At 67.8% G+C, this 21,746-nt stretch carries 21 protein-coding genes and 1 pseudogene; 12 read left to right on the forward strand and 10 right to left on the reverse strand.

The window, feature by feature from the left end:
• Window positions 1-64 precede the first annotated feature (64 nt).
• The 6 genes from AC57BR_RS07105 (at window position 65) to AC57BR_RS07130 (ending at window position 4,436) form a co-directional block, all read left to right on the forward strand.
• Entirely contained in the window at window positions 65-931 is an 867-nt protein-coding gene (locus AC57BR_RS07105; protein WP_496359070.1) for a transketolase, read from the forward strand.
• Window positions 928-1,947 carry a transketolase family protein gene (locus tag AC57BR_RS07110; RefSeq protein ID WP_496359071.1) on the forward strand — a complete coding sequence of 340 codons (1,020 nt, stop codon included), beginning with the start codon at window positions 928-930 and terminating at the stop codon, window positions 1,945-1,947. The genes AC57BR_RS07105 and AC57BR_RS07110 overlap by 4 nt, the downstream gene beginning before the upstream one ends.
• Before the next feature lie 124 nt (window positions 1,948-2,071).
• Window positions 2,072-2,728: a GntR family transcriptional regulator gene (locus AC57BR_RS07115; RefSeq protein WP_496359072.1), complete on the forward strand. Its 657-nt coding sequence runs from the start codon at window positions 2,072-2,074 to the stop codon at window positions 2,726-2,728.
• 197 nt (window positions 2,729-2,925) lie between these two features.
• Window positions 2,926-3,822 (forward strand): glycosyltransferase family 2 protein, encoded by an 897-nt coding sequence (locus AC57BR_RS07120; protein ID WP_496359073.1) that lies wholly within the window; start codon window positions 2,926-2,928, stop codon window positions 3,820-3,822.
• 1 nt (window position 3,823) lies between these two features.
• Window positions 3,824-4,018 (forward strand): DUF2795 domain-containing protein, encoded by a 195-nt coding sequence (locus tag AC57BR_RS07125; protein ID WP_496359074.1) that lies wholly within the window; start codon window positions 3,824-3,826, stop codon window positions 4,016-4,018.
• 34 nt (window positions 4,019-4,052) lie between these two features.
• Window positions 4,053-4,436 (forward strand): RNA-binding S4 domain-containing protein, encoded by a 384-nt coding sequence (locus tag AC57BR_RS07130; protein WP_003798614.1) that lies wholly within the window; start codon window positions 4,053-4,055, stop codon window positions 4,434-4,436.
• Window positions 4,437-4,522: 86 nt separating this feature from the next.
• Here the strand turns inward: AC57BR_RS07130 and AC57BR_RS07135 are convergent, their stop codons facing one another.
• From AC57BR_RS07135 to AC57BR_RS07145, 3 genes are read right to left on the reverse strand one after another with little or no spacing between them, the layout of a single operon-like run.
• Window positions 4,523-5,173, reverse strand: a complete 651-nt coding sequence (locus tag AC57BR_RS07135) for a dihydrofolate reductase family protein (protein WP_496359075.1) — start codon at window positions 5,171-5,173, stop codon at window positions 4,523-4,525.
• Window positions 5,170-6,915 carry a DUF4389 domain-containing protein gene (locus AC57BR_RS07140; RefSeq protein WP_496359076.1) on the reverse strand — a complete coding sequence of 582 codons (1,746 nt, stop codon included), beginning with the start codon at window positions 6,913-6,915 and terminating at the stop codon, window positions 5,170-5,172. The genes AC57BR_RS07135 and AC57BR_RS07140 overlap by 4 nt, the downstream gene beginning before the upstream one ends.
• Complete coding sequence (locus AC57BR_RS07145; RefSeq protein WP_496359077.1) at window positions 6,912-7,397, reverse strand: hypothetical protein; 486 nt, start codon at window positions 7,395-7,397, stop codon at window positions 6,912-6,914. The genes AC57BR_RS07140 and AC57BR_RS07145 overlap by 4 nt, the downstream gene beginning before the upstream one ends.
• A gap of 171 nt (window positions 7,398-7,568) precedes the next feature.
• On the opposite strand from AC57BR_RS07145, the gene AC57BR_RS07150 reads away from it, so the two are divergent.
• The 3 genes from AC57BR_RS07150 to AC57BR_RS07160 all read left to right on the forward strand — a co-directional run bounded on the left by AC57BR_RS07150 (window position 7,569) and on the right by AC57BR_RS07160 (window position 10,807).
• The gene (locus AC57BR_RS07150; protein WP_496359078.1) at window positions 7,569-9,101 is read left to right on the forward strand and encodes an amidohydrolase; all 1,533 of its coding nucleotides are present in this window, start codon (window positions 7,569-7,571) and stop codon (window positions 9,099-9,101) included.
• Between the two features lie 107 nt (window positions 9,102-9,208).
• Window positions 9,209-9,826 (forward strand): uracil-DNA glycosylase family protein, encoded by a 618-nt coding sequence (locus AC57BR_RS07155; protein ID WP_496359079.1) that lies wholly within the window; start codon window positions 9,209-9,211, stop codon window positions 9,824-9,826.
• 27 nt (window positions 9,827-9,853) lie between these two features.
• Window positions 9,854-10,807, forward strand: a complete 954-nt coding sequence (locus AC57BR_RS07160; RefSeq protein WP_496359080.1) for a hypothetical protein — start codon at window positions 9,854-9,856, stop codon at window positions 10,805-10,807.
• 11 nt (window positions 10,808-10,818) lie between these two features.
• Here the strand turns inward: AC57BR_RS07160 and AC57BR_RS07165 are convergent, their stop codons facing one another.
• The 7 genes from AC57BR_RS07165 to AC57BR_RS07195 form a co-directional block, all read right to left on the reverse strand.
• On the reverse strand, window positions 10,819-12,111 hold the full coding sequence (locus tag AC57BR_RS07165) for a type II toxin-antitoxin system HipA family toxin (RefSeq protein WP_496359081.1): 1,293 nt from the start codon (window positions 12,109-12,111) through the stop codon (window positions 10,819-10,821).
• A complete protein-coding gene (locus AC57BR_RS07170; protein ID WP_496359082.1) occupies window positions 12,108-12,437 on the reverse strand; it encodes a type II toxin-antitoxin system Y4mF family antitoxin in 330 nt (109 codons plus the stop codon). The genes AC57BR_RS07165 and AC57BR_RS07170 overlap by 4 nt, the downstream gene beginning before the upstream one ends.
• Window positions 12,438-12,559: 122 nt before the next feature.
• A complete protein-coding gene (locus AC57BR_RS07175) occupies window positions 12,560-13,609 on the reverse strand; it encodes a metallophosphoesterase family protein (RefSeq protein WP_496359083.1) in 1,050 nt (349 codons plus the stop codon).
• Between the two features lie 347 nt (window positions 13,610-13,956).
• Window positions 13,957-15,243: a lipopolysaccharide biosynthesis protein gene (locus tag AC57BR_RS07180; protein WP_496359084.1), complete on the reverse strand. Its 1,287-nt coding sequence runs from the start codon at window positions 15,241-15,243 to the stop codon at window positions 13,957-13,959.
• Window positions 15,240-16,052, reverse strand: coding sequence for a glycosyltransferase (locus AC57BR_RS07185; RefSeq protein ID WP_496359085.1), 813 nt, complete (start codon window positions 16,050-16,052; stop codon window positions 15,240-15,242). Before AC57BR_RS07185 ends, AC57BR_RS07180 begins: the two co-directional genes overlap by 4 nt.
• 13 nt (window positions 16,053-16,065) lie before the next feature.
• The gene (locus AC57BR_RS07190) at window positions 16,066-17,157 is read right to left on the reverse strand and encodes a hypothetical protein (RefSeq protein WP_496359086.1); all 1,092 of its coding nucleotides are present in this window, start codon (window positions 17,155-17,157) and stop codon (window positions 16,066-16,068) included.
• An 81-nt stretch (window positions 17,158-17,238) separates the two neighbouring features.
• On the reverse strand, window positions 17,239-19,371 hold the full coding sequence (locus tag AC57BR_RS07195; RefSeq protein ID WP_496359087.1) for a CBM96 family carbohydrate-binding protein: 2,133 nt from the start codon (window positions 19,369-19,371) through the stop codon (window positions 17,239-17,241).
• 291 nt (window positions 19,372-19,662) lie between these two features.
• Here AC57BR_RS07195 and AC57BR_RS07200 point away from each other — a divergent pair, with 291 nt between their 5' ends.
• From AC57BR_RS07200 to aspA, 3 genes and pseudogenes are all read left to right on the forward strand, one after another.
• Window positions 19,663-20,403, forward strand: a complete 741-nt coding sequence (locus AC57BR_RS07200) for a FadR/GntR family transcriptional regulator (protein WP_496359088.1) — start codon at window positions 19,663-19,665, stop codon at window positions 20,401-20,403.
• Window positions 20,404-20,497: 94 nt separating this feature from the next.
• A complete protein-coding gene (locus AC57BR_RS07205; RefSeq protein WP_496359089.1) occupies window positions 20,498-21,559 on the forward strand; it encodes an asparaginase in 1,062 nt (353 codons plus the stop codon).
• Between the two features lie 12 nt (window positions 21,560-21,571).
• Window positions 21,572-21,746, forward strand: a pseudogene (gene aspA / locus AC57BR_RS07210) (aspartate ammonia-lyase); the annotation flags it as partial.

Consider the following 21,746-nt stretch of genomic DNA (forward strand, 5'->3'; position numbering starts at 1 on the left):
GACCGCCGTCAACGAAACTGTCCCGCAGAAATTGCACACGCAAGCACTCCCCCAGAAGGAACGAATGACCCAGGAAACTGCAGCAGAGCGACTCGAACGGGTCAGCGCCGCCGCCTACCGGATCCGGCACCACGCCCTGAACATGGGCGAGGTCCAGGGCCAGGGCTACGTGGGGCAGGCCCTCGGCGCAGCGGACATGCTCGCCGTCGTCTACGCCGACCAGCTCCGGTACCGCGCCGAGGACCCGCACTGGAAGGGCCGCGACCGGTTCCTGCTCTCCACCGGCCACTACGCCATCGGACACTACGCTGCCCTCGCCGAGGCCGGCATCGTCCCTGTCGAGGAACTCGAAACGTACGGCTCCGACGATTCCCGGCTCCCCATGTCCGGCATGTCCACCTACACCCCCGGCATGGAAATCTCGGGCGGCTCCCTGGGCCACGGACTGACGATCGCCGTCGGCATGGCCCTGGGCCTGCGCTACCAGGACTCCGGCGCCAGGATCTACAACTTCCTCTCCGACGGGGAACTGGACGAAGGCTCCACCTGGGAAGCCGCCATGGGCGCCCACCACCACCAGCTCGGCAACCTCACCGCCATGGTGGACATCAACGCCCTGCAGGCCGACGGCAAGACCGACACCGTACTCCGCACCGAGCCGATCACCGAAAAATGGGAAGCCGCCGGCTGGTACACCCAGCGGGTGGACGGCAACGACGTCGCAGCGCTGCTCGCCGCGTTCGACAACGCCGCAGCCCAGGCCGCCATCACCGGACGTCCCTCGGTGATCCTCTGCGACACCAGGGTGGGCCGCGGCGTGCCGCTGCTGGAGGAACGCGAAAAGGCGCACTTCATGCGCATCGAAGAACACGAATGGCAGACCTGCCGCGAGCAGCTGACCGCCGGATACGAAGGAAAGGCCGCCCGATGAGCGCCACAACCGAGGCCCCCGACACGACAACCGCGGCCAAGCCGAAGCTGAAGACCTCGGCCATGATCGCGTCCTTCGCCGACCCGGGCCAGAAAACCAGCTCCGCCCCGTTCGGGCACGCACTGGTCAAGGCCGCGCAGGAGAACGACAAGATCGTCGGGCTCACCGCGGACCTGGGCAAGTACACGGACATGCACATCTTCGCCCAGGCCTTTCCGGAGCGGTTCTTCCAGATGGGCATGGCCGAGCAGCTCCTCTTCGGTGCAGCTGCCGGCCTCGCCGAAACCGGCCTGGTGCCGTTCGCCTCCACCTACTCCGTGTTCGCCGCCCGCCGCGCCTACGACTTCCTCTGCCTGGACGCGGCCGAGCCCAACCTGAACGTCAACATCGTGGGCGGCCTCCCCGGACTCACCACCGGATACGGCCCCAGCCACCAGGCCACCGAGGACATGGCGATCTTCCGCGGCATGCCCAACCTGACCATCGTGGACCCCTGCGACTCCCTCGACATCGAACAGGCCGTCCCGCAGCTGGCCGCCAGCGAAGGACCCACCTACCTGCGCCTGCTCCGCGGCAACGTGCCCACGGTCCTGGACGAGTACGACTACACGTTCGAACTCGGCAAGGCCAAGGTCCTGCGCGGGGGCAACGACGTCGTCTTCGTCTCCAGCGGGCTGATGACCATGCGCGCCCTCCAGGCAGCCAAGGCTCTCGCGGAACACAACGTGGACGTCGCCGTCGTCCACACCCCTACCATCAAACCGTTCGACGCCGAAACCGTCCTGGCCGAAATCAACACCGACCGGCTGGCCGTGACCCTGGAAAACCACAGCGTGGTGGGCGGACTGTTCGAAACCGTCGCCTCGGCCGTGGTCACCGCAGGCCTGGGCAAGCGCGTGGTACCCGTGGCCCTGCCCGACGAATTCCTCGACGCCGGCGCCCTGCCCACGCTGCACGAACGCTACGGCCTGACCGTCCAGCGCATCGTGGCGAAGGTCCTCGCCGAACTGGGCTAAAACCCGGCTCCGGCGCAGCTGCGGCAGGATCGCGGGAACAACAGCCGGCCCCGCGCTCCTGCCATGGCATCATTGTTAACACGGCGACTGTAAACAGTCGACCTCTGACCTTGGGGAGAATCCGATGGCCGCCACAGCAACCCTCCTGGGACTGGAAAAGAAAAGCCTCCGCGAGCAAGCGCTGGCCGCGTTGCGCACCGCCATCACCAGCGGCGCCCTCGAGCCGGGCCGCCACCTGGTGGAAACCGAGCTCTCCGAGATGCTGAAAATCAGCCGCGGGACGCTCCGTGAGGCCCTGCGGCAGCTCGAGCAGGAAGGCCTCGTGTCGGCGGGGGCCCGCGGCCGGCTCTCGGTCCGCCACCTGGACGCCAAGGAAATCCGCGACATCTACTCCGTCCGGGCTGCCCTTGAATCCCTTGCCGCCCGCACGCTGTGCGAACTGCCGGAGCGCCAGCACGTCATCGGGTCGCTCCGCGCGGCCGTCCAGGCCATGGAGGCGGCCACCCACGGCACCCTGGAGGAGCGGGTCGAATCCGACCTCGAGTTCCACCGCACCATGTGCCGTCTCACCGGCAACGAGACCCTGCTGCACTCGTGGGAGTCCCTGGAAGGGTCCATCCGGATGTCCATCATGTTCGCCGGGCTCGAAAAGGGCGTGCGGAACATGAGCGTGGACCGGCACAACGACATCGTCGCCGCCATCGAGACCGGCGACGCCACCCTGGCCCGCAACACCATCCGCGAACACATGGACTCCGCCGCGGCCGTCCTCGTCGCGTAGGTTTTAGCCGCCCCAGTCCATCTTGCGGCTCCGCCAAGGGCGTCCATTTCGGCCGACACGCCCGTAGCGCGTTTAGGCAACGAAATGCCTGGGTACCTGAACCAGTGCACCGTACCGACTCATCCGACTGAACGGGCTCATCGTCCCCCGGAAGCCATCGTTCGCGACGGACTTATCGTCTCGGAAAGGCGGTGATCATGGATCGCCACACATCCGCCAACTGGGCCTCGGGCAAGACAACCGAGCACCCCGCCCTGGACATCCTCATCCCCACCTGCAACCGCCCTGCAGAGCTTGCGGTAACACTTGCCGGGCTTGCCTCGCAGAGCGCACCGGCCTTCCGGCTCATGATCAGCGACCAGTCGGACGGGCTGCCCGCCTGGGAGCATTCGCCAGCGGCTGCCCTGGTCCGGGTGCTTCGTGCACAAGGAACGGAAGTCGGCTTGCACCGCCACCTCCCGCGCCGCGGCCTCGCCGAACACCGCCAGTTCCTCCTGGAACTGGCCCGGACAGACAAGGTGCTGTTCCTCGACGACGACATTTGGCTGGAACCGGGAGCGCTCGGCAGGATGAGTGACGCTCTCGATGCCCTGGGCTGCGGCTTTGTGGGAATGGCACCGCAGGGACTGTCCTTCCTGGACGACCACCGCCCGGAACAGACCGGCGCCTTCACACCGTGGCAGGGGCCCGTCACCCCCGAGCGCATCCGTCGAGGCGAGCAGGCTTTTCAGCGCTGGCCGTTGCACAGTGCAGCCAACCTGAGCCACCTGAGCGCACAGTTGGGACTCACATCCGAACAGTGGATCCCGTACAAGGTGGCGTGGCTGGGAGGGTGCACCCTGTTCCGCCGCCAGGCCCTGGAGGAAGCCGGCGGTTTCCGGTTCTGGACCGAGCTGCCGCCCGAGCACTGCGGCGAGGACGTCGTGGCGCAGTGGCGGGTGATGGAAAGGTTCGGTGGCGCGGGCATCCTTCCAACGGGCGCCGTCCACCTGGAATCCCCCACCACGGTGGCAGACCGCAGGGTGGAGGCCTCCGACGTCGTACTGGCGGACAAGCCAGACGATGCACAGCAACAACTAGCCGAAAGGTGCTGACATGGCCGAAACGCCCAACCCCATACAGATCCAAAAGTTCCTGGGCGGGATCGACTACCCCGCCGACAAAGAGACACTCATCAGCCGTGCCAAGGAGTCCGGAGCCGACAACAAGGTCTTGGATGCCTTGCAGAACATTCCGGATAAGGAATATGACGGTCCGACTGCGGTGAGTTCCGCCGTCTCGGACGGCTAGGTCCGCGGCGGCCCGGCTATACTCGGCTGCAACCATGAGCAGCCTACCCTCAGCCCCCAGCACCGTCCGCGTCGACGCCTGGCTGTGGGCCATCCGCGCCTACAAGACGCGGTCAGCCGCCACTGCCGCCTGCCGCGCCGGGCATGTCCGCATCAACGGGAACCCGGCCAAGGCCTCGCAGTCACTCGTGCCCGGCGACACTGTCCGCGTCCGCCAGCCCGGCTACGAACGGATCCTCGAAGTGCGCAGGCTTATCGCCAAGCGTGTGGGTGCGGAGGCAGCCTCGCACTGTTTCACCGACCATACGCCTCCCCGGCCCGCGGCTCCGGCGCTGGGGCTGCCGCAGCGGGACCGCGGGACCGGGCGGCCCACCAAGAAGGACCGCCGCGAAATGGAGCGCCTGCGCGGCCTCGGCTGACTGCAACACGGGGTCAGATACCGCCCGATCCGCCGCGGATATTGGGCCATATCTGACCCCGCGTTGCATTTTGACAGCGCAGCGGCTCAGTCCTTGACCTGCTCGCGGCCTTCCCGCACCTCGAACTCCCCCACCTCCAGGTCAGCGGCACCGAAGGCAGCGGGCAACAGGGTCAGGTGGACCGCACCTGACGACGTCGCCTTGCTCCCGGCCAGGGTAAATGCCGACGGCGTGACGCCGGGTTCGAAGAGCCGCTTCCCCTGGCCCAGGACCACCGGGAAGATGATCAGCCGGTACTCGTCCACCAGACCGGCGTCGTGCAGGGCACGGACCAGCCGGTAGCTGCCGTGGACCTGGAGCTCCCGGCCCGGGCCCGATTTGAGGTCGTCAACGGCCTCGAGGAAATTCGCGGGGAGGATGGTGGTGTTGTTCCACGTCGCCTCGGTGAGGGTTGAGGACACCACATACTTCGGCAGGCTGTTGAGCGCCTTGGCTACGGTGTCGTCCGGGTCAGTGACCTGCTCCCAGTAGGGCTGGAACATCTGGTAGGTGGTGCGGCCCAGGAGGATGGCGTCGGCTTCGGCGAACCACCCGTTCACGATCCTGCCCATGTCCTCGTCGAAGAGCGGCACCACCCAGCCGCCGAGTTCGAAGCCGCCGCTGGTGTCCTCGTCCCTGCCGCCCGGGCCCTGCATGACACCGTCGAGGCTCACGAAGGTGTGAACGGTGAGTTTCATGATGGCCCTCCCGGTGGAGTGGTTCGTGGGCTGGCGGCGGGGGGTTCGCCGGGATCGACGGGGCCCATGTCGAGCCGGAACGGGGGATACTCGTCCCGCATCAGCGCGACGTATGCCAGGACGCGGTACACCCAGCGGTTGAGGCCGATCAGCAGGTCGAACAGGCTGCGGAGGTACCTGCCGGTGAACAGCAGGATGACGCCGGCGATGAGGGCCAGGAGCGAGAGCAGGGAGACCGCGCCGCTGGCCGAGTATCGGCCGGCACCGCCGAAGTCGTCATCCGACGCCGCCACCCACGTACGCGAGGATCCTGCGAGCACGCCCACAATCAGGAGGTGCGGGATGGCGAGCAGCCAGGACTTCACCAGCACCAGGCCGCGCGACAGATGGTCCGGGTAGTCCACCTCAAAGTCGGCCGGGTAGTCGGTGCGGGCCAGGGTGAAGGGCGGGTAGCGGTCCGTGCCGATCGCCGTGAAGGCGTAGAAGGACACCCTCCAGCTCCAGCGCAGCACGCCCACGTTGAAGTTGAACAGTGAGTGCGGGTAGCGGGCGGTGAACAGGATCGCGAACCACGCCACGATGCTGGTAACGATCAGCGCGAACCAGAGGAAGAACAGAACGATCAGGTGCGGGATCGCCAGGAACCATTTGACGAGCCACATCCACCGGGAGAGCGCCGGGTCGACATGGCCCGTCAGTCGGGCCGGGTACCTCGGGTTTTCCAAGAGGTCGACGACGGCGGGCGGCGGCGGTGCGCCCGCCCCTCCGCCGGTGGCGGGATATCCAGGGGCCGGATAGCCCGGGGACGGGTATGAAGCCGGCTCCATACCTGATGGCACAGGCGCGGTCCCCGGCGGTACTCCCGCGTTCCCGGGCGGAACGCCTGCACTTCCGCCCGGCACGGCGGAACTGACCAACGGTCCGGTGGCGCCGGCGGCGGCGGGAGGTCCCGCCGTCGGGGTTTCCGCTGGCGGGGCATGCCCTGCGAGCGGATGACCAGGCGGATAGCGGCCGGGGCGGTACTGGCCAGGGTGGTACTGGCCGGGAGGAACGTGCGGCGGCGGGCCGTGCCGTCCGAGCCCCATTGCCCCTGCCACGATCAGCGGCACACCGATGACCAGCAACACGATCCCGGCGATGAGCAGCCACAGGAACAGCGGCCAGAGCAGGTCGGAGCGGACGCCGGCCTGCAGATCCACGGAAACCGGGGCGGTGGCGTCGGCGTTCATGACCACCACGGTCCAGCTGCCGGGAAGGATGTTCCATTTGAGTTCCTGCGTACCGGTGCCCTCTGCGGATGCGACCCAGAAGTTCTGTGCTCCGGGGCGGTCAGGGGTCCGTGTCCCGGGCACTTCGCTGTAATCCACCCTGAAGGGCCGCAGATTCAATTCCCGGATTTCGGAGCGTTTGACGCCCTCGAGGTAGCGCCCGGCGTCCTGCTGGGGTGCGATGCCGATAAAGATGCCCTTGCCCGGGCTGTCTGCCGCCCCGCGGAGCAGGATGCTGCCGGCCGTTTCCGAGGGAATGACGTCCGGCAGCCTGCCGCTGACCATGACGTCCAGCCCTGCCGTGGTGATGGCGGAGGACGCGGCGTCGAACCGGTGCGGCTGCGTGGTGAAGTAGCCTTCATCGCGCTGCTGGAAGTTGAGCCAGCCCACCCCGGCGGCGCCCGCCAGCAGTCCCAGCCCCAGGAGGGCGGCGAGTGTACCGAGGACGAGCATCACCATGCGGCCGGGTTTCATGCCGGTTCCTTATCTCGGGCCCTGCGGCCGGTTTGGTCAGCGCGCTTGTGGTCACTGTGCTTATGGTCGGGCTGCTTATGGTCGGACTGCTTATGGCCGCCGTGCCCGTGAGTGAATGAGGGGTGCGCGTGGATGCCCGGCCGGGGGTCCAGAATGCTTAGCCGGCAAGGTTTCTCGGACGTGCCTTCGCCGCTGAGTTGGGTGAGCTGGGCGGGATCATGGAGCGCCGTGATGGTCTCCATGGCGGCACGGGCCATCGACAGGTCCAGGATGATTTCCTTGCCTGGCAGCAGAGTCCTGGCACGCCGCGCAACAACATAAAGCGCCCGGATGTTGGCCGGCGTCAGTGTTCCGCGGACCTCGATGCAGGCGCGCTCCATGTTGGAGTCGATATGGACCACCACCTTGAGGCGGTGATGGCTGGTAGTGATGTCCACGGCGCTCACGTCCCCCGGGCGGGCGGTCGCAGGCCAAGACGGCATGGTCCGAGCACTCGAAGGGACCGGATACTGAGGTTCATATGGCCAACGCCTCCCCGACCTCTTTGTCGGAACCGTGTAACGTCCAGAATGCACCCTGTTGCTGGCACAGGGAAGAGGCGTTCCGGCGGAGCCCTGATTGGCGCTGACCGATAACGTGCCTAGCCTGTTCCTATGCCTTCCAGCCAGGACGAACCAGCAGCTAAATACCGGATGCCCACGGACATGGTGCTGGCTTCTGTGAGGCTCCCCGGCCAGACAGAATGCTGCGACCTCCATATCCGCGACGGCCACGTCTCGGCGATCACCGCAGCCGCAGAACGCCCCGGGGGTTCCACGGCAGCGGATGCCCGGGTGCTGGACCTTGAGGGGTGTTTCGTCGTCCCCGGCCTGTGGGACGAGCACGTCCACATGACGCAGTGGGCCCTGGCCGCCAACCGGATCGGCCTGTCCGGCGCCGCATCGGCGCGCGCCGCCGTCGAGCTTGTCAGTGACCGGATTACGGCGGCGGGCCCCGGGGCGGACCGGACGGTGACGGTGGTGGGGGCAGGCTTCCGGGACGCCGTATGGGACGACGCCCCCAGCGCCGCAATGCTCGATGACGCCACCCGGGCAGTGCCCACGGCCCTGATCAGCCATGACCTGCATTGTGTCTGGCTGAATTCAGCGGCCGCCCGGAGGTACGGTGTTCAGCTCCCGGCAGACGGGCTGCTCCGCGAGGAGGCTGCGTTCGCGCTCACGCGGGCGCTCGGAAAGCTGCCCGACGGCGTCGTCGACGGTTGGGTGCGCACGGCCGGCCAGGAAGCCGCCGCCCGCGGTGTTGTGGGCGTGGTGGACCTGGAGATGACGTGGAACCGCGACGTGTGGCTGCGCCGGATCGCCGGCGGGTTCAGCTCCCTGCGCGTGGACGCGGGCGTGTATCCGGAGGACCTGGAGCGGGCGGCTGCCGCGGGAATGCGGACGGGGCAAACAGTCGACGGCGGGGCGGGACTCCTGCGGGTGGGTCCGCTGAAGGTGCTCATCGACGGCTCCCTCAATACGCGCACCGCCTTCTGCGTTGACCCGTACCCGCACGGCGGGCACGGCCTCCTGACCGTGAGTGAAACCGAGCTGGTGGCCCTGCTCGCCAGGGCCGGGAAGACGGGCTTTGTGGCGGCGGTCCACGCCATCGGCGACGGTGCCAACCAGGTTGCGCTCGATGCCTTCGCCGAAGCCGGGACCGGAGGCCGGATCGAGCACGCCCAGTTTGTGCGGCAGGAGGACTTCTCCCGGTTCGGTGAGCTTGGCCTGACGGCCAGCGTCCAGCCCGCCCACGCGCTCGACGACCGCGACGCCGCTGAGGCCAACTGGGCCGGCCGCACCGACCGGGCCTTCCCGCTGCGATCGCTGCTGGACGGCGGGGCGCGGCTGGCGCTGGGTTCCGATGCGCCGGTGGCCCTCTTGGATCCGTGGCTGGCGATGTCCGCGGCGACGGCGCGGGCGCGGAACGACGGCCGCGGCCCCTGGCACCCGGAGCAAGCACTGACCCGGGAGGAGGCGCTGCTCGCATCAACGCGGGGGCGCGGCCGGATCCGGGCCGGGGATGTGGCGGATATCGCCGTGCTGGATGCGGATCCCCTTGCCGCGTCCGATACTGTGTTCGCCGGAATGCCCGTCGCTGCAACGCTCGTGGCGGGCCGGTTCACGTTCCGGGGTGCAGGGGTTTAGAAGTCCTGTTGGGTCGGCGGGAACTCGCCCACCCACCCTTACCGTCAAAAGCGTAGAGTGGCCTAAGACGCCTGATTCTTGGACGCCATGCAGCTAAGGGAGAAATCGTGACGATTGACTGGGACGAAAAGAAAGCCCTGCTACAGGAACCGAACATCGCAGCAGTGACGCAACTGTGCGATGAACTCATGGAGAAGAAGCCGGGATCGACCGTTCCTTACATCGACCCCGTCCATGACGAGGACGAATGCCGGATTGTCAGCCTCCAGGTCAGCCCGGGCAAGGGAACCGAGTCCGGTTTCGTGTCCCATTTCAACGATGACGAGGCCGCCCGGCGCGCCACCCAGATCTACGAGCTCGCCGAGCTGGATCCGCGCTACGTCATGCCGTGGAACGCCTACCCCTGGGTACGCGACCCGGACATGCCCTCGGCCCTCAGCATTCAGGAAAAGACGGACGGCCTGCGCCCCTTCCGGCAGTTCATGAAGATCAACCGGCGCGTCTCGGCCATCATCGCCCACGGGACCGACGCCGCCACTTTCCTGACCCTGTTCGAGAAGACGTACCATTACTCACTCAAAAACAACGGCATCAAAATCTACAAGGCCAGCGCGCTCGGCGGGCGGGCCTTTGCTGTTTCCGAGGCCAAGCAGGAAGAACTCCTGGCCAAGAGCGTGGAGGTCTACAAGGACGCCATGCAGCGCGCGGGCATCCAGCACCTTTAGCTCCCGGTTACCGGCCCGGTTAAACGCGTGCTCGACTGGCTGCTCGATTCCGACCCCTCGATCCGGTGGCAGGTCCTGCGCGACCTGACGGATGCGTCTGCCGGAGAGGTGCGGACCGAGCGGGCCCGGGTGGCCACCGAGGGCTGGGGTGCGCGCATGCTCGCGCTGCAGGGCGATGATGGCCAGTGGGACGGCGGCACGTTCTTTCCGGTCCCCTACGACGGCTCCGAGGCGGGCCAGCCTTGGACCGCCACGACCTACAGCCTTCTGCTCCTGCGCGACCTCGGACTCGACCCCGGCAGCGAGGAGGCCCGCGCCGCGGTCCGGAAAGTGCGGGAGAACAGCCGCTGGGAAGAGGGCGGCCAGCCGTTCTTCGAAGGCGAGGTGGAGCCCTGCATCAACGGCAAGGCCGTTGCCCTCGGAGCGTACTTCGGCGAGAACGTCGACGGCATAGTCAAGCGGCTTCTTGGCGAGCAGCTGGCCGACGGCGGCTGGAACTGCGAAGCGGAGCGGGGGTCGGTGCGCTCGTCGTTCGCGACCACCATCAATGTCCTGGAAGGGCTGCTGGAACATGAGCGGGCCACGGGCGGGACTCCGGAGTCGGTTGCTGCGCGGAAGCTGGGCGAGGAATACCTGCTGGAACGGGCGCTGCTCCGGCGCAAGAGCACGGGCGAGCTGGTGGACCCGGACTGGCTGCAGTTTTCCTACCCGACCCGCTGGTTCTATGACGCGCTGCGCGGCCTTGACTACTTCCGCGACGCGTATTTCCAGGACCCGGGCGGACCGCCGGACACCCGCCTTGCCGAGGCCGTCGGCCTGCTCCGCTCAAAACGGCAGCCCGACGGAACCTGGCTGCTCGAGAACACCCACCCCGGGCGCATCCACTTCGCCATGGAGGACGGTGACGGGCGCCCCAGCCGCTGGAACACGCTTCGGGCCCTGCGCGTGCTCAACTGGTACGACGGCGGCCCTAACCTATAGGCTTCCGGGGCTCACCCCTCCAGCAGCCGCCGCCGGTGCTTGAGCTCCTTGACCCACGCCCTGGTGACCATGTCCGGAAAAGGGGAGGCGCCGCCGTCGTCCGTTGAAACGGTGGCCGCTGAAACGGCGGCAGTTGCCGCAAAAGCCGTCCCGGCCTCCAGATCGGCCAGCAGCGGACCCGCAGCCTTCAGCGCCAGATCCACCGTCTGCACCGCCGTGCGGTCGGGCAGCCCGAGGCCCGTGGCCCAGGCCAGGAAGTGCTTCCGCGAGATGCCGCTGCGCTTGCCGCCAAGCGTCAGGGCGAGCGTCTTGTCTCCGTAGACCACTGTGGAGGGGATGTCGTAGACGGGCGCGATGGACCACTCCCCGTGCGGCTGCTGCACCATGGACACGTTCTTCGCGTGCAGGTCGCCGTTGCCGCTGAGGAGCGCGAAGGCGGCCTGGATGGCGAGGTTCCGCAGCGCCGGCAACGGCGCCGCGCAGTATTCGGCGAGCGCATGGCACACCGTTCCGAACCCCACGTTGTACTTGTCGGCCGGGTACAGCTTCAGCACCTGCGCACCGTCCTCGACGGCGAGGCGCTGCACCGCGTCCGTCTCACCGGCGGATTCGGCAGCATTCCCGCCCGCGACCTTTCCCGCCAGCGGCACCCGGTCGAACCGCTCCACCAGCAGCCCCGGCCGGCCCGCGACGTCGCGCATCAGCTGCACACGGCTCAGCGGAATCCGCAGCTTCGCGGCGTAGCGGAACATGATGAACTCGTTCTCCACCACGTGCGGGAACTCGGGGGCGTTGAGCTTGAGGATGAACCGCCGCCCCGCGCTGGCCACGGGCATGGAAATCATCCCGGCGGACAGCTTGTCCTGCACACCGGCGAGCGCCACCGGATCGATCAGGCCCGAGTCACCCAGCAGCTCGTCGAAGTCCACGGGCCTGCGTGGGTCCACCTCGACGGCATGTTCCTCCGGGTCCAGCGGTTCCCCGTGGCCCACGATCTGCACGTCGCCCACCGGGTTGCCGCCGGCGGCGATGAGCAGCGAAAGGTCGTCGTCGGCACTGGTCTTGATGGACCGGCGCAGCGCGTTCAGCCGCCGGCCCTCCGGGAGCAGCCCGGTGAAGTACGGCGGTGCGGCGCCGGCTCCCGAGAGCACGGGTTCCTCAGTGAGCGGCAGCGAACTCGCAACGGCAGGGCGGCCGCTTTGCAGATACGCCGGCAGATAGCTGAACCTGGTGCCGCCGTCGTGCCGTTCCAGCCGGGCGGCCAGGACGCCCCGCTTGTAGATGTCGGCGATGCGGTGCCTCACGGTTGGTTCTCCCGTGCGGCGGGTCTGTCACCTTCCAGCGGCGCGTACGACGGCGGGTCGGCCGACGGCGGCTGGGTCACCAGTGGCTGGGCCACCAGTGAACGGGCGGCGGCGCTGGTCCGGGTGGCGAGCTGCAGCTCGAGGCCAAGCGTGCCCAGCAAGGCCAAAAGGGTGTCCAGCCGGAGACTCGGTTTGCCCTGCTCAACAAAGCGGACGAAGCGCTCGGAGACGCCGGCCATGTCCGCGAGGTCCTGCTGGCTCAGCCGGAGGGCGCTGCGACGGGCGCGGACGGCTGCCGCCAGATCTTCTGCAAAATCCTGAGCCACATTCGCTCCCGCATCGGTACGATCGTGCCGTTTTCACTTTCATCCACATCGTACTCCCTAACAACGGATGGAGGCACGGAGAATTTCGGAACGTTCGTACCGGTTTCTTGGATAGTTAATGCTCACCCGCCGTCCGGACGCCAGTACCGCAAACCGCCGCTGGTGGTGCCGTCGCGGGCGAGGTCGACCACGGCGTACGGGAACGCCCGACGGTCCGTCTGGTCAGGGCCGCGACCGCGGACGTCCGAACTCCATGTGCCGGTATTGACGTAACGGGTGGGACACGCCTCGAGCGCCGACTCAAAGGCCCGGTGGGTGTGGGCCGAGACGTACCAGGCCACCCCGGCGCCGTGCGCCTCGAGAGTATGTGCGAACCGGGCCGCTGCAGCAGGGGCCCTCTTGCCGGCGACTCTGCGCCCGGCGGCCGCGAGCACCATGCGAGTCGCGGCGACCGGGAGCGCCGACACCGTCCGGAACCGGGAGAGGTGCGCCAGGTCCCGGACGGCCACTGCATCAAGCGCGAGCCGCAGTGACTCGGCCTGCAACAGCTCGAAGTACGCGAGCTCACGGACGCGGCGTTCCGCCCGCTCGGACGCCAGGCAGGCCCGGGCAACGGCCGCGGCACGGCTCAGGGGTGACTTCGACGGATCGGCGTGCCAGGCGGCGAGCGGCGGCAGGTCCAGCCCGTCGGTGCCGTTCACCGCCACGCGGAGCACCTCGGGCATCCGATGCAGGGCGTGGTGCTGGTGCCCGTGCTCGGCCACGAGCACACGGGGCACGTGCAGGAACCACGGGTACACCCGGACCCGTGCCGGCTCGGCGGGTGATAACAGCCCCGACAGGCGTGCGGCAACGGAGGGGCGGGCCAGCTCCGCATCGTGGTTGCCGCACACGAAGTGCAACTGCACGCCGCGGGCCGCACAGGCCTGCAGCGCGCACAACGTGTCGGGGTGGCGGGTGAGGATGGACTCAAGCCGGGCCAGGCTTTCGTCCTCGGCGAACCCGACCAGCTCGAACGTGTCACCGACGAAGGCGACGTGCTGCGGACCGGAGGCGGCGAGCACCTCACGGCACAGGAACTGGGGCAGCACTCTCCCGGGGCACCGCGGGTCGTCGTCCGTGAGGCCCAGATGGAGGTCGCTGAGGAGCCACCATTGCCCGGCGCGTTCCACGCGAGCAGTCCCAGCATGCGTGGAAGGAAGAGGCGCAGCTACAAGGTCCTCAGGCCAGGGAGCCTCTGGCGGCATCTGGGTTGTCCGGTATCTGGTCCGGCTCATCGGGGCTCGGAGGGCGAACATACCCGGCCAGCTAAAGTGCCCCTCGATGTCGGGCCCCTGTAGGCGCGAGAGGGCGTCAGCGATGCCTAGCTCACGGAACGCGAGCTCATCCCGCGGTACGTCCGCCACGAAGGCTCCGGCCCCGATGAGCACGACCACCACGACGATCCAAATCACTGTCGGCCACACGTAACGGAGATTCCAGCGTCCCTCGCTGCGGCAGGTCCCATCGAGCGTGCTGATCATCGCGTGTCCCGCTTGACGCGCCGAAGAATGGCGACCATCCGGAGGCCGACGGCCGCGGCCCCGACGGAGAGCACCACCAGCCATGAAAGAGCCATGGCGCTGGCGCCCCTGTCGGCGGCCGACAGCGCTGAGACGCAGAGGCCGATTCCGAGCACCAGGCCGACTGCGATCGCCTCCGCGTAGCGGCCGCTGGCCCGGCACACTGCGTTGTAGGCCTGCAGCACCGCGTACCCCACGAGTCCGGCCGCCAACCAGCGCAGAGCGTCGGCGGACGAGTCGGCATACCGCTCCCCCAGCAGGCTGAGCAGCGGGTGAGCGAAGAGCGCGAGGACGGCGGCAGCCAGGCCTCCTACAGCGAGCGACCAACGGAGACTCGCCCAGGTGGTGGACACCAGGCGGTCCGGCTCGCGGACACCCTCCGAGAACTGGACGATGCCCATCAGCATCGGAGCGGTGTAGGCGGCCCAAGCCATCATCCATGCGGGATACCAGTAGGCAGCGGCCTCCGGCGCCACCATGTGCGCAAGCAGAAGCGGCAGCACCAGCCCGGGGGCTCGCTCGGTGAGGGTGAGCAGCTGGTGCGGAATTCCCAGCGCCAGCAGCGGACGGCCGCGGCGGGCCGAGCGAAAGGACGGCCGCGGCCGGTAGCCGACAAGTCTTCGCAGCTGCACCGCACCGACCACGCACGCCACGGTTGTTCCGAGGGCCCAGCAGGCCATCAGCACGTCGGCGGCGGCGCCGTGCGCCCGCCAGGCCACGAGCGCAACAGCCGCCAGTGAGACCACGCCGCCCACCGTGTACCTCAAGGTCGCGGTGGCACCGCGTCCCAACGCCACGAGCGCCTGGTCCAGCACGATGACCAGGGTGCCGGTGACGGCAGCCACGAGGAACGTGAGCCAGAAGAGAACCGATGCCGAAGCTGTGTCCGGCGCCACGGCCGACTGCAGCACGAGGTAGCCGAGGGCCAGCCCGGTGCCGGCTACCCCCACGATGGCGAACGCCGCGTCCAACACCCGTGCGGGCGGCTCCCCTCGCCCCACCGAGACGATTACGGCCGACCCGGCGCCCAGCACCGCGAGTTGCGTGCAGATCATCACCGCCGAGACTGCAGCCGTGGTGAGCCCGACCTCGCGGTCAGACGTCGCGCGCGCGGCCACGATCCAGAAAGCGAAGCCCGCGCCCGTCTGGGCGGCCTTGCCCGCGATGAGGCCGAGCGAGCTGCGCAGGGCGGAGTGCCGGACGGTCGAGGCGTCCGTGACAGCTACACCCCGCTCAGCCCTCACGACGCGAGACCCCGCGCCAGGCCCGCGTAGTTGTACCAGCAGAAAGCGACATAGTAGCGCAGCCATCGGGGTTGGCCCGCGGCAAGGCTCAAGGCACTGCCCCGGACTGCCGCGGCGGCGGGCAGCAGCGCCAGCCTCGCACCGCGCCAGCCGTGTTTGCGGATCATGCGTCCCAGCCCCGTTCCGTCCATGAGGAACTGGTCCAGCGCGAAGTCGAAGTCGTCTGCGGCGAAACGATGCTCGACGACGACCCGGCGTGAGACCGCCGTTCGCAGCCCTGACTCCCGCATCCGCCAGCGCAGCTCAATGTCCTCTCCCGACTTGAACGAGTCGTCGAAACCCACGCCCATCATCAGGTCCCGATCGACGAGCGTCGCCACGAGCCCGAACCAGTTGCGGCTGCGGCCAGTGCGATGGTGATGTGCCAGCGCCTGTCCCCAGTAGCCCGGTCCACCCACGCTCTCCAGACCGGCTTGGAGGGCGTCGTAATCGCCCTCGATCAACTCCGTGAGCAAGTCGGCGACCCCCGTGGGCCCGAACACGACGTCGGAGTCGACGAGCAGGACCCAACGGGTGCTGCTGTTCTGCACGCCGAGCGTCCGAGCCCATGGCAGGCCGCGGCCCTCGTCACTCAGGACCCGGGCACCGGCCGCGAGGGCGAGGGGGACGGTGCGGTCGGTGGAGCATCCGTCCACCAGGATGATTTCGGCGACACCGGACTGACGCAGGGCCTCCAGACAGCGCGGGAGCATGTGCTCCGCGTTGCGGGCGGGAACGACGGCGGTGATCTCGGCAGGGCTGTGACTCACTGTGTCCCACCCCTTAGGCTTCCTCGTCGAGGACCGACGGCAGCAACTGCTCGAGATGCCGGACGATGTCGTCCGACGCCTCGTCCGCCGTGTACGCGGCGGGGACCTGCATCAGGTGGCAGGGCCGGCCGTCGAGCGCCTTGTTCAGCACGAGCCCCTTCGCCGCGAAGTGTTCTCGCCACGGGAGGACGGAAGTGGCCGCCAGGCCGGTCACGACCCGCTGTGAGAAGCCCGCCATCTCGATGTGGAAGTTGCCGAGCATGCGGTCGACCATCCACTCGCTCGTCCGCTCGACGATCCGGGACCGGGCGCCCTCGAACCGCTCGACGTAGACGGCGGCCGCGAGGGGCGCCGCGGTCGTCACTTCCCGTCCTGGGAACGCGGTCCCCGGCGTCACCATGCGGTGCTCCGGCGACCATCGCCGGGAGAAGTCCGCGAGGCGCGGATAACGGATGACGTAGGGGTGCACCACAGTGGTGAGACGGCTGACGCTATCCGAGAGCCGTGACGGGACGAGGGGCTTTCGCACGCCTTCGAACAGGTGCGGGTAGATGGCCCGGTGGTGCGGCTTGATGAACATCGGCTTCGCGTAGCCGAGCAGCGTTGCGTCCTCGGTGAGGAAGGCCCAGTCGTCGCCCATGAACGACCATCCCTCGCGCCGCATCAGCTTGGCGACGGTGCTCGTTTTACCGGTCCCTCCGGCGGCGGGAAGCGCGATCGCGTGACCCCGGTACGCCATCGTTGCCGCGTGGATCATGCCGGCTCCCCGGCCGACCATGGCGGCATCCAGGACAGGGACCACGGAGGTCAGCAGCTCGCCCGGCCCGTGAATGCGCCACTGCTCTGCGTCCCTCACGACCTGGACCCGATCGGCTTGGAAACGCACGCTGTTCTCGGTATACGCGAGTTCGTGCTCGACCAGACCCGCATCCGGCATGGGCTCCGGCCGGTCATCGACGATGATGTTGGCCGGCCGTTCGGTGTCGGTAGCGAAACACGCCAGCATGCTCTGGAGCTGGGCCGCTGCCGGCGCCTTTGCGTCGACGCGTATCGTGACGCGGCCGTGGATGTCGAAGTGCAGTGCCTTGGTCTGCCGGGTGCGCATGATCGTCCCCTGTCTGGGTGGTGTCGGTCTGGTGGTGTTGCCGGTGTGGACGGTGCCGGCCGTGCCGACACCGTCCGCCTGTTACTGCAGGGTGAGCACCAGCTTGGGTGCCAGAGTGCTGCCGGCCTCCTTGGAGTTGAGGTCCAGGCCGTCGCTGCTGCTGGAGTCCATCCCAAGAGTGAGCTGTTGGCCGAGCTCTCCGGTCAGGCCGCTGACCGTCAGCGGAACGCTGTAGCTGGTGTTGGTCGTTGTCGGGCCCAGCGTGCCGATGCTGGTGCCGAGCGCCGGACGGTTGCTGTACGTGATCCCACCTTCGGTCCAGCTGTCACTAGCGACCAGTTTGACGTTCTGCCTACCGGTCGACCCGCTACCGGCGCTACGCAGCTGCAACGTCGCACTCTCCAGCGTCCTGCCCGCATAGGCCGACAGGTCGAACTTCAAGTACGTGGCCTCCACCGGGCTGTTGTCCACGCCCAGCATGGTGCTGGCGCCAAAGTTCGTTGCCGCCGACCCGTTGGACACATAGCTGTCAGCGGTGGCCGTGAGGGTGACGGTCTGCGACGTGCCTCCACCTGCGGCCGCCGTGGTGAAGGTCCATGTCTTGTCCGACGCCAACGCGTTACCGGCAACATCCTTCACCCCGCTGGAACCGCCCCTGATCGTCGCCGTGTACGTCGTACCCGCCGACAGGTCCGCATTCGGGTCCAACGTCGCAACCCTGGTCGTGCTGTTGTACGTCACAGCGGCCGGCACCGTCGTCGCCCCCGCCTTCAACGTGAACGTGCTCGACGTGACCGTCGACGCATTCATCGCCTCCGAGAACGACCCCGTCACAGCCGCCGTTGCCGACACACCAGGTGCACCAGCAGCCGGAGACGTACCCGTCACCGTCGGAGCCGTCGTATCACCACCGGGACCGCTGCTGGGGTCGTAGGAGTGCCAGTACCGGCTTGTGGCGTTCACATCGGCGAGCAGGAGCAGACCGCTGTTGGCCGTGCCCCGCGCCGCACTGTTGAGGTTCTGCTTCGTCGACGTCACGTTGTGGACATACTGGTCGGCATCCACGATACGAGCCGTCTTCGCGGTGGTGAAGCTGATGCTGTTCAGCGGCGTGGACTTCTCGTAGATCGCACCTCCCGAGCTTGTGCAGACACCAGCGTTCGTCGTGCCGCTCGGCTTCGGATAGGTAGCGAAGGTACGCAGCCTCTGCGTGCTCTCATCAATCATCACGATCACCCGGTTCGGGCACTCGGCCACAGTCGCGATCGTGTGCGCCGACCACGTCGTACCGTCGAATGCCAACAGCTGGATCAGCGGCTCAGACGCCGACGTAAATGACGTCTTAGTAGCGGCGAAAACCCGAGCATTCGAGGAATCCAGCCACTTCAGGTTCATGTGGTCATCACCGGTGCGCGGCCCCTTCACCACCGCCACAGGAGTGGTCCAGGCGGTGTTCGCAGCTCCATCGACGTGGTGGCTCCAGTACATGCCGTCGGTGGCGTCACCGACCTGCCGGCTCCACATAAGGCCCATCTTGCCGGGTCCGAATGCGATCACAGCCGAGTTGTCGTCCACAGACACGTTGCTCAACGATGCAGGATGCGGGAAAGGCGTCCCCCACGTCGTACCATCCGTGCCAGTGACGTTCAGATAGATCCGGTTCCCCTGCTGCCAGGTGGCCCACACCCGGCCACTGGAGTCCTTGTCGATGGACATGGTCTCAACTTTTTGGTTGTGGATGTTTCCAGAACTCAGCAGCGAGTACGTCTTCGTATTCGAGTTGTAGCTGTAACGCCGCATCGTCGTCGGGAAGTTTGGCTCGGCCGGCAGACCGTCGTTGACGAACCGATAGCTCGCCACATACAACGTAGTCCCATCCCACAACACGTCATGATGAGTGTTCGACCGGGTCTCCGTCGCCACGCCCGTATTGACCCACGAGTTCGTCGCGGCATTGAACCGGAAGATATGAAAATCCGAGCTGGCAGTGTCCCACAGGTTCCCCCACCAGATCCCGTCGTTGAACCACAGCGCATTCGTCTGCCGCTTCGTTCCCGTCGGCGTCCCTGTCCCCACATGCGACGCACCCTCAACCCCAACATCACCCGGAGCCGCCGATGCCGTAACCGGCACCACCAGAACAGCCAGCGCAAGCGACAGAGCTGCCAGCAGCGCAGGGAGCCACAGCTTCCGAACGTGAACGTCGGCCTGCATAGGTATGGTCACTAGCCTCACCACTCAATGAAGTTGTTTGCCCATGCCAATCCCGAGCAACCTTCCCGGCCGGATACGGGAAGTCGAAGCGCCTGCTGCTGCGATCCTGGCAACTTGCGTGCACTCCCCCCTCGCAACATCTTCAATTGAACAACTTGTAAAAAGCTTGGGAGGCTGCCCCCTTTTTGTCGGCTCCCTTGGCCAGGCGAATGCGGTGGTACGGCGAACCAGCTCCGCACGGAAGGCACGCCCGGTTGACACCCACCTGTGACCCGTGCCATATTTTTAATCGTGAACCTGTCAGACAGCCGGACAGCCGGACAGCAAACCGGTCAGCAAGTCGGCCAGCAAAGCGGAACGAGCACCTTCCCGCTGGCGCGCCTCAGTGCGGCCGAAGCTGTCTTCAACGCTATCCGCGGCGACATCCAAAGCGGAGCACTGGCCGTCGGCGCCAAGCTCAGCTCAGAAGCCGCCCTGGCTTCACAGTATGGTGTGAGCCGCTCCGTGATCCGCGAGGCCTTGCGCTCCTGCACCGCACTTGGCCTGACCGTAACCAGGACTGGCCGCGGCACGTTCGTCGTCGCCGACCATGTTGCCAACGACCTCGTCCTGGGCCAGTTCTCCGCCCGGGACCTCACCGAGGCCCGCCCGCACATCGAAGTCCCCGCCGCCGGCCTGGCCGCCGAGCGCCGCACCACCGAGGACCTGGAGATCCTCCGCGCCATCATGGCATCCATGGCCGCGGAAACGGACCCTGAAGCCTGGGTCGCCCTCGACTCCAGCTTCCACGCAGCCATCGCCCGGGCCAGCGGCAACAAGGTGTTCGAAAGCGTGGTGGCTGACATCCGCGACGCCCTCGCCCACCAGTCCGAGACACTCAACATGGTGGCCGACCGCCAGCACGCCTCCGACGTCGAGCACCGCCTCATCCTGGACGCCATCGAAGCCGGTTCCGCAGCAGACGCCAGCAGCGCCATGGCCGGGCACCTGCGCGCCGTCGGCGAAGCCCTCGACTCCATCCTCAACCAGTAGCGGCCCGGCCTTCCCGGCACTCCGAACCAACCGGCCCCACCCGACTCCTGCACGCCACACCCAGCTCAAGTCAACACGAAACCCAAAGGACGCCATGCCTTCCCCCGCCATGCCGGCAAGCCATTCCCATTCCGCGCCGCCCGCCGCCGCAGCGATCCTGCCGCGGCATGAGCCCCTCGCGGTCCAGACCCGTGACGGGCTGGTGGAAAGTGTCCACTACGGCTCCCTGATTGCCACTGCCCCCGGCGGCGGCGCCCTGCTTTCCGCCGGCGAACCCCACGCCGCGTTCTACCCCCGGTCCTCCCTCAAGCCGCTGCAGTCCGTGGCCATGGTCCGGGCCGGGCTGGACCTGCCGGCCGATCTGCTGGCCCTCACCGCCGCGAGCCACTCCGGCGCAACCCGGCACCTCGACGGCGCCAGCCGCATCCTGGAACTGCACGGCCTCACGCCCGCGGCCCTCGAAAACAGCTCCGACCTCCCCTACGGCGTCCTCGAGCGCGAGGCGTGGCTGCGCGACGGCGGCCGGCCTACCCAGCTGGCCCAGAACTGCTCCGGCAAGCACGCCGCCATGGCCGCCACCTGCGTCATCAACGGCTGGCCGGTACAGGGCTACCTCGACCCCTCCCATCCGCTGCAAAAGCTCGTCGCCGAAACCGTGACCGACCTGACCGGCGAGGAACCCGCCGGCGTCAGCACCGATGGCTGCGGAACCCCGCTGTTCGCCCTCACCCTCGCCGGCATGGCCCGCGCCTTCGGCCGCCTCGCCTCGGCCGAACTGGCTGATGGTGCGTCCGCCCCCGAAAGCCCGGAAGCCGCCGTCGCACATTCCATGCGCCGCCACCCGGAAATGGTGGCGGGCGAGGGCCGCGACGTCACGGAGCTCATGCGCCTCCTGCCCGGCGCCCTGGCGAAGGACGGCTTCGAAGGCATCCAGCTGGTGGGGCTGCCGGACGGACGCGCCGTCGCCGTCAAGATTTCCGACGGCGGTGACCGGGCCAGAATGCCCGTCACCGTCCGCGCGCTGGAAGCGCTGGACGTCGACACCTCCGCCCTTGCGGGCATCGCCACCGGCGCGGTCCTCGGCGGAGGCCGCCAAGTGGGCCTGCTCCAGGCCGCAGACTTTTCTTCCCTGTCCCCGACCGACGACGTTCTTTAAGGACCGCACCACATGACCGAAACCCAAACCCTGCCGGACGCCCAGCCCCTGCCTGACGTTCGCTCCGAGCATGATCTGCTCGGCGACCGCGATATCCCCGCCGGCGCGTACTGGGGCGTCCACACGCTGCGCGCCGTGGAAAACTTTCCCATCACCGGCCAGCCGCTCTCGTCCAACATGCACCTGG

It is taken from the genome of Arthrobacter sp. BGA-UO-ETr-C19 (assembly GCF_059568005.1).

Excerpts from the sequence above, each read along its gene's own strand:
- AC57BR_RS07105 (WP_496359070.1), top strand. The coding sequence starts at position 65 with ATGACCCAGGAAACTGCAGCAGAGCGACTCGAACGGGTCAGCGCCGCC.
- AC57BR_RS07110 (WP_496359071.1), top strand. The coding sequence starts at position 928 with ATGAGCGCCACAACCGAGGCCCCCGACACGACAACCGCGGCCAAGCCG.
- AC57BR_RS07115 (WP_496359072.1), top strand. The coding sequence starts at position 2,072 with ATGGCCGCCACAGCAACCCTCCTGGGACTGGAAAAGAAAAGCCTCCGC.
- AC57BR_RS07120 (WP_496359073.1), top strand. The coding sequence starts at position 2,926 with ATGGATCGCCACACATCCGCCAACTGGGCCTCGGGCAAGACAACCGAG.
- AC57BR_RS07125 (WP_496359074.1), top strand. The coding sequence starts at position 3,824 with ATGGCCGAAACGCCCAACCCCATACAGATCCAAAAGTTCCTGGGCGGG.
- AC57BR_RS07130 (WP_003798614.1), top strand. The coding sequence starts at position 4,053 with ATGAGCAGCCTACCCTCAGCCCCCAGCACCGTCCGCGTCGACGCCTGG.
- AC57BR_RS07135 (WP_496359075.1), bottom strand. The coding sequence starts at position 5,173 with ATGAAACTCACCGTTCACACCTTCGTGAGCCTCGACGGTGTCATGCAG.
- AC57BR_RS07140 (WP_496359076.1), bottom strand. The coding sequence starts at position 6,915 with ATGAAACCCGGCCGCATGGTGATGCTCGTCCTCGGTACACTCGCCGCC.
- AC57BR_RS07145 (WP_496359077.1), bottom strand. The coding sequence starts at position 7,397 with ATGCCGTCTTGGCCTGCGACCGCCCGCCCGGGGGACGTGAGCGCCGTG.
- AC57BR_RS07150 (WP_496359078.1), top strand. The coding sequence starts at position 7,569 with ATGCCTTCCAGCCAGGACGAACCAGCAGCTAAATACCGGATGCCCACG.
- AC57BR_RS07190 (WP_496359086.1), bottom strand. The coding sequence starts at position 17,157 with ATGCGCACCCGGCAGACCAAGGCACTGCACTTCGACATCCACGGCCGC.
- AC57BR_RS07195 (WP_496359087.1), bottom strand. The coding sequence starts at position 19,371 with ATGCAGGCCGACGTTCACGTTCGGAAGCTGTGGCTCCCTGCGCTGCTG.
- AC57BR_RS07205 (WP_496359089.1), top strand. The coding sequence starts at position 20,498 with ATGCCTTCCCCCGCCATGCCGGCAAGCCATTCCCATTCCGCGCCGCCC.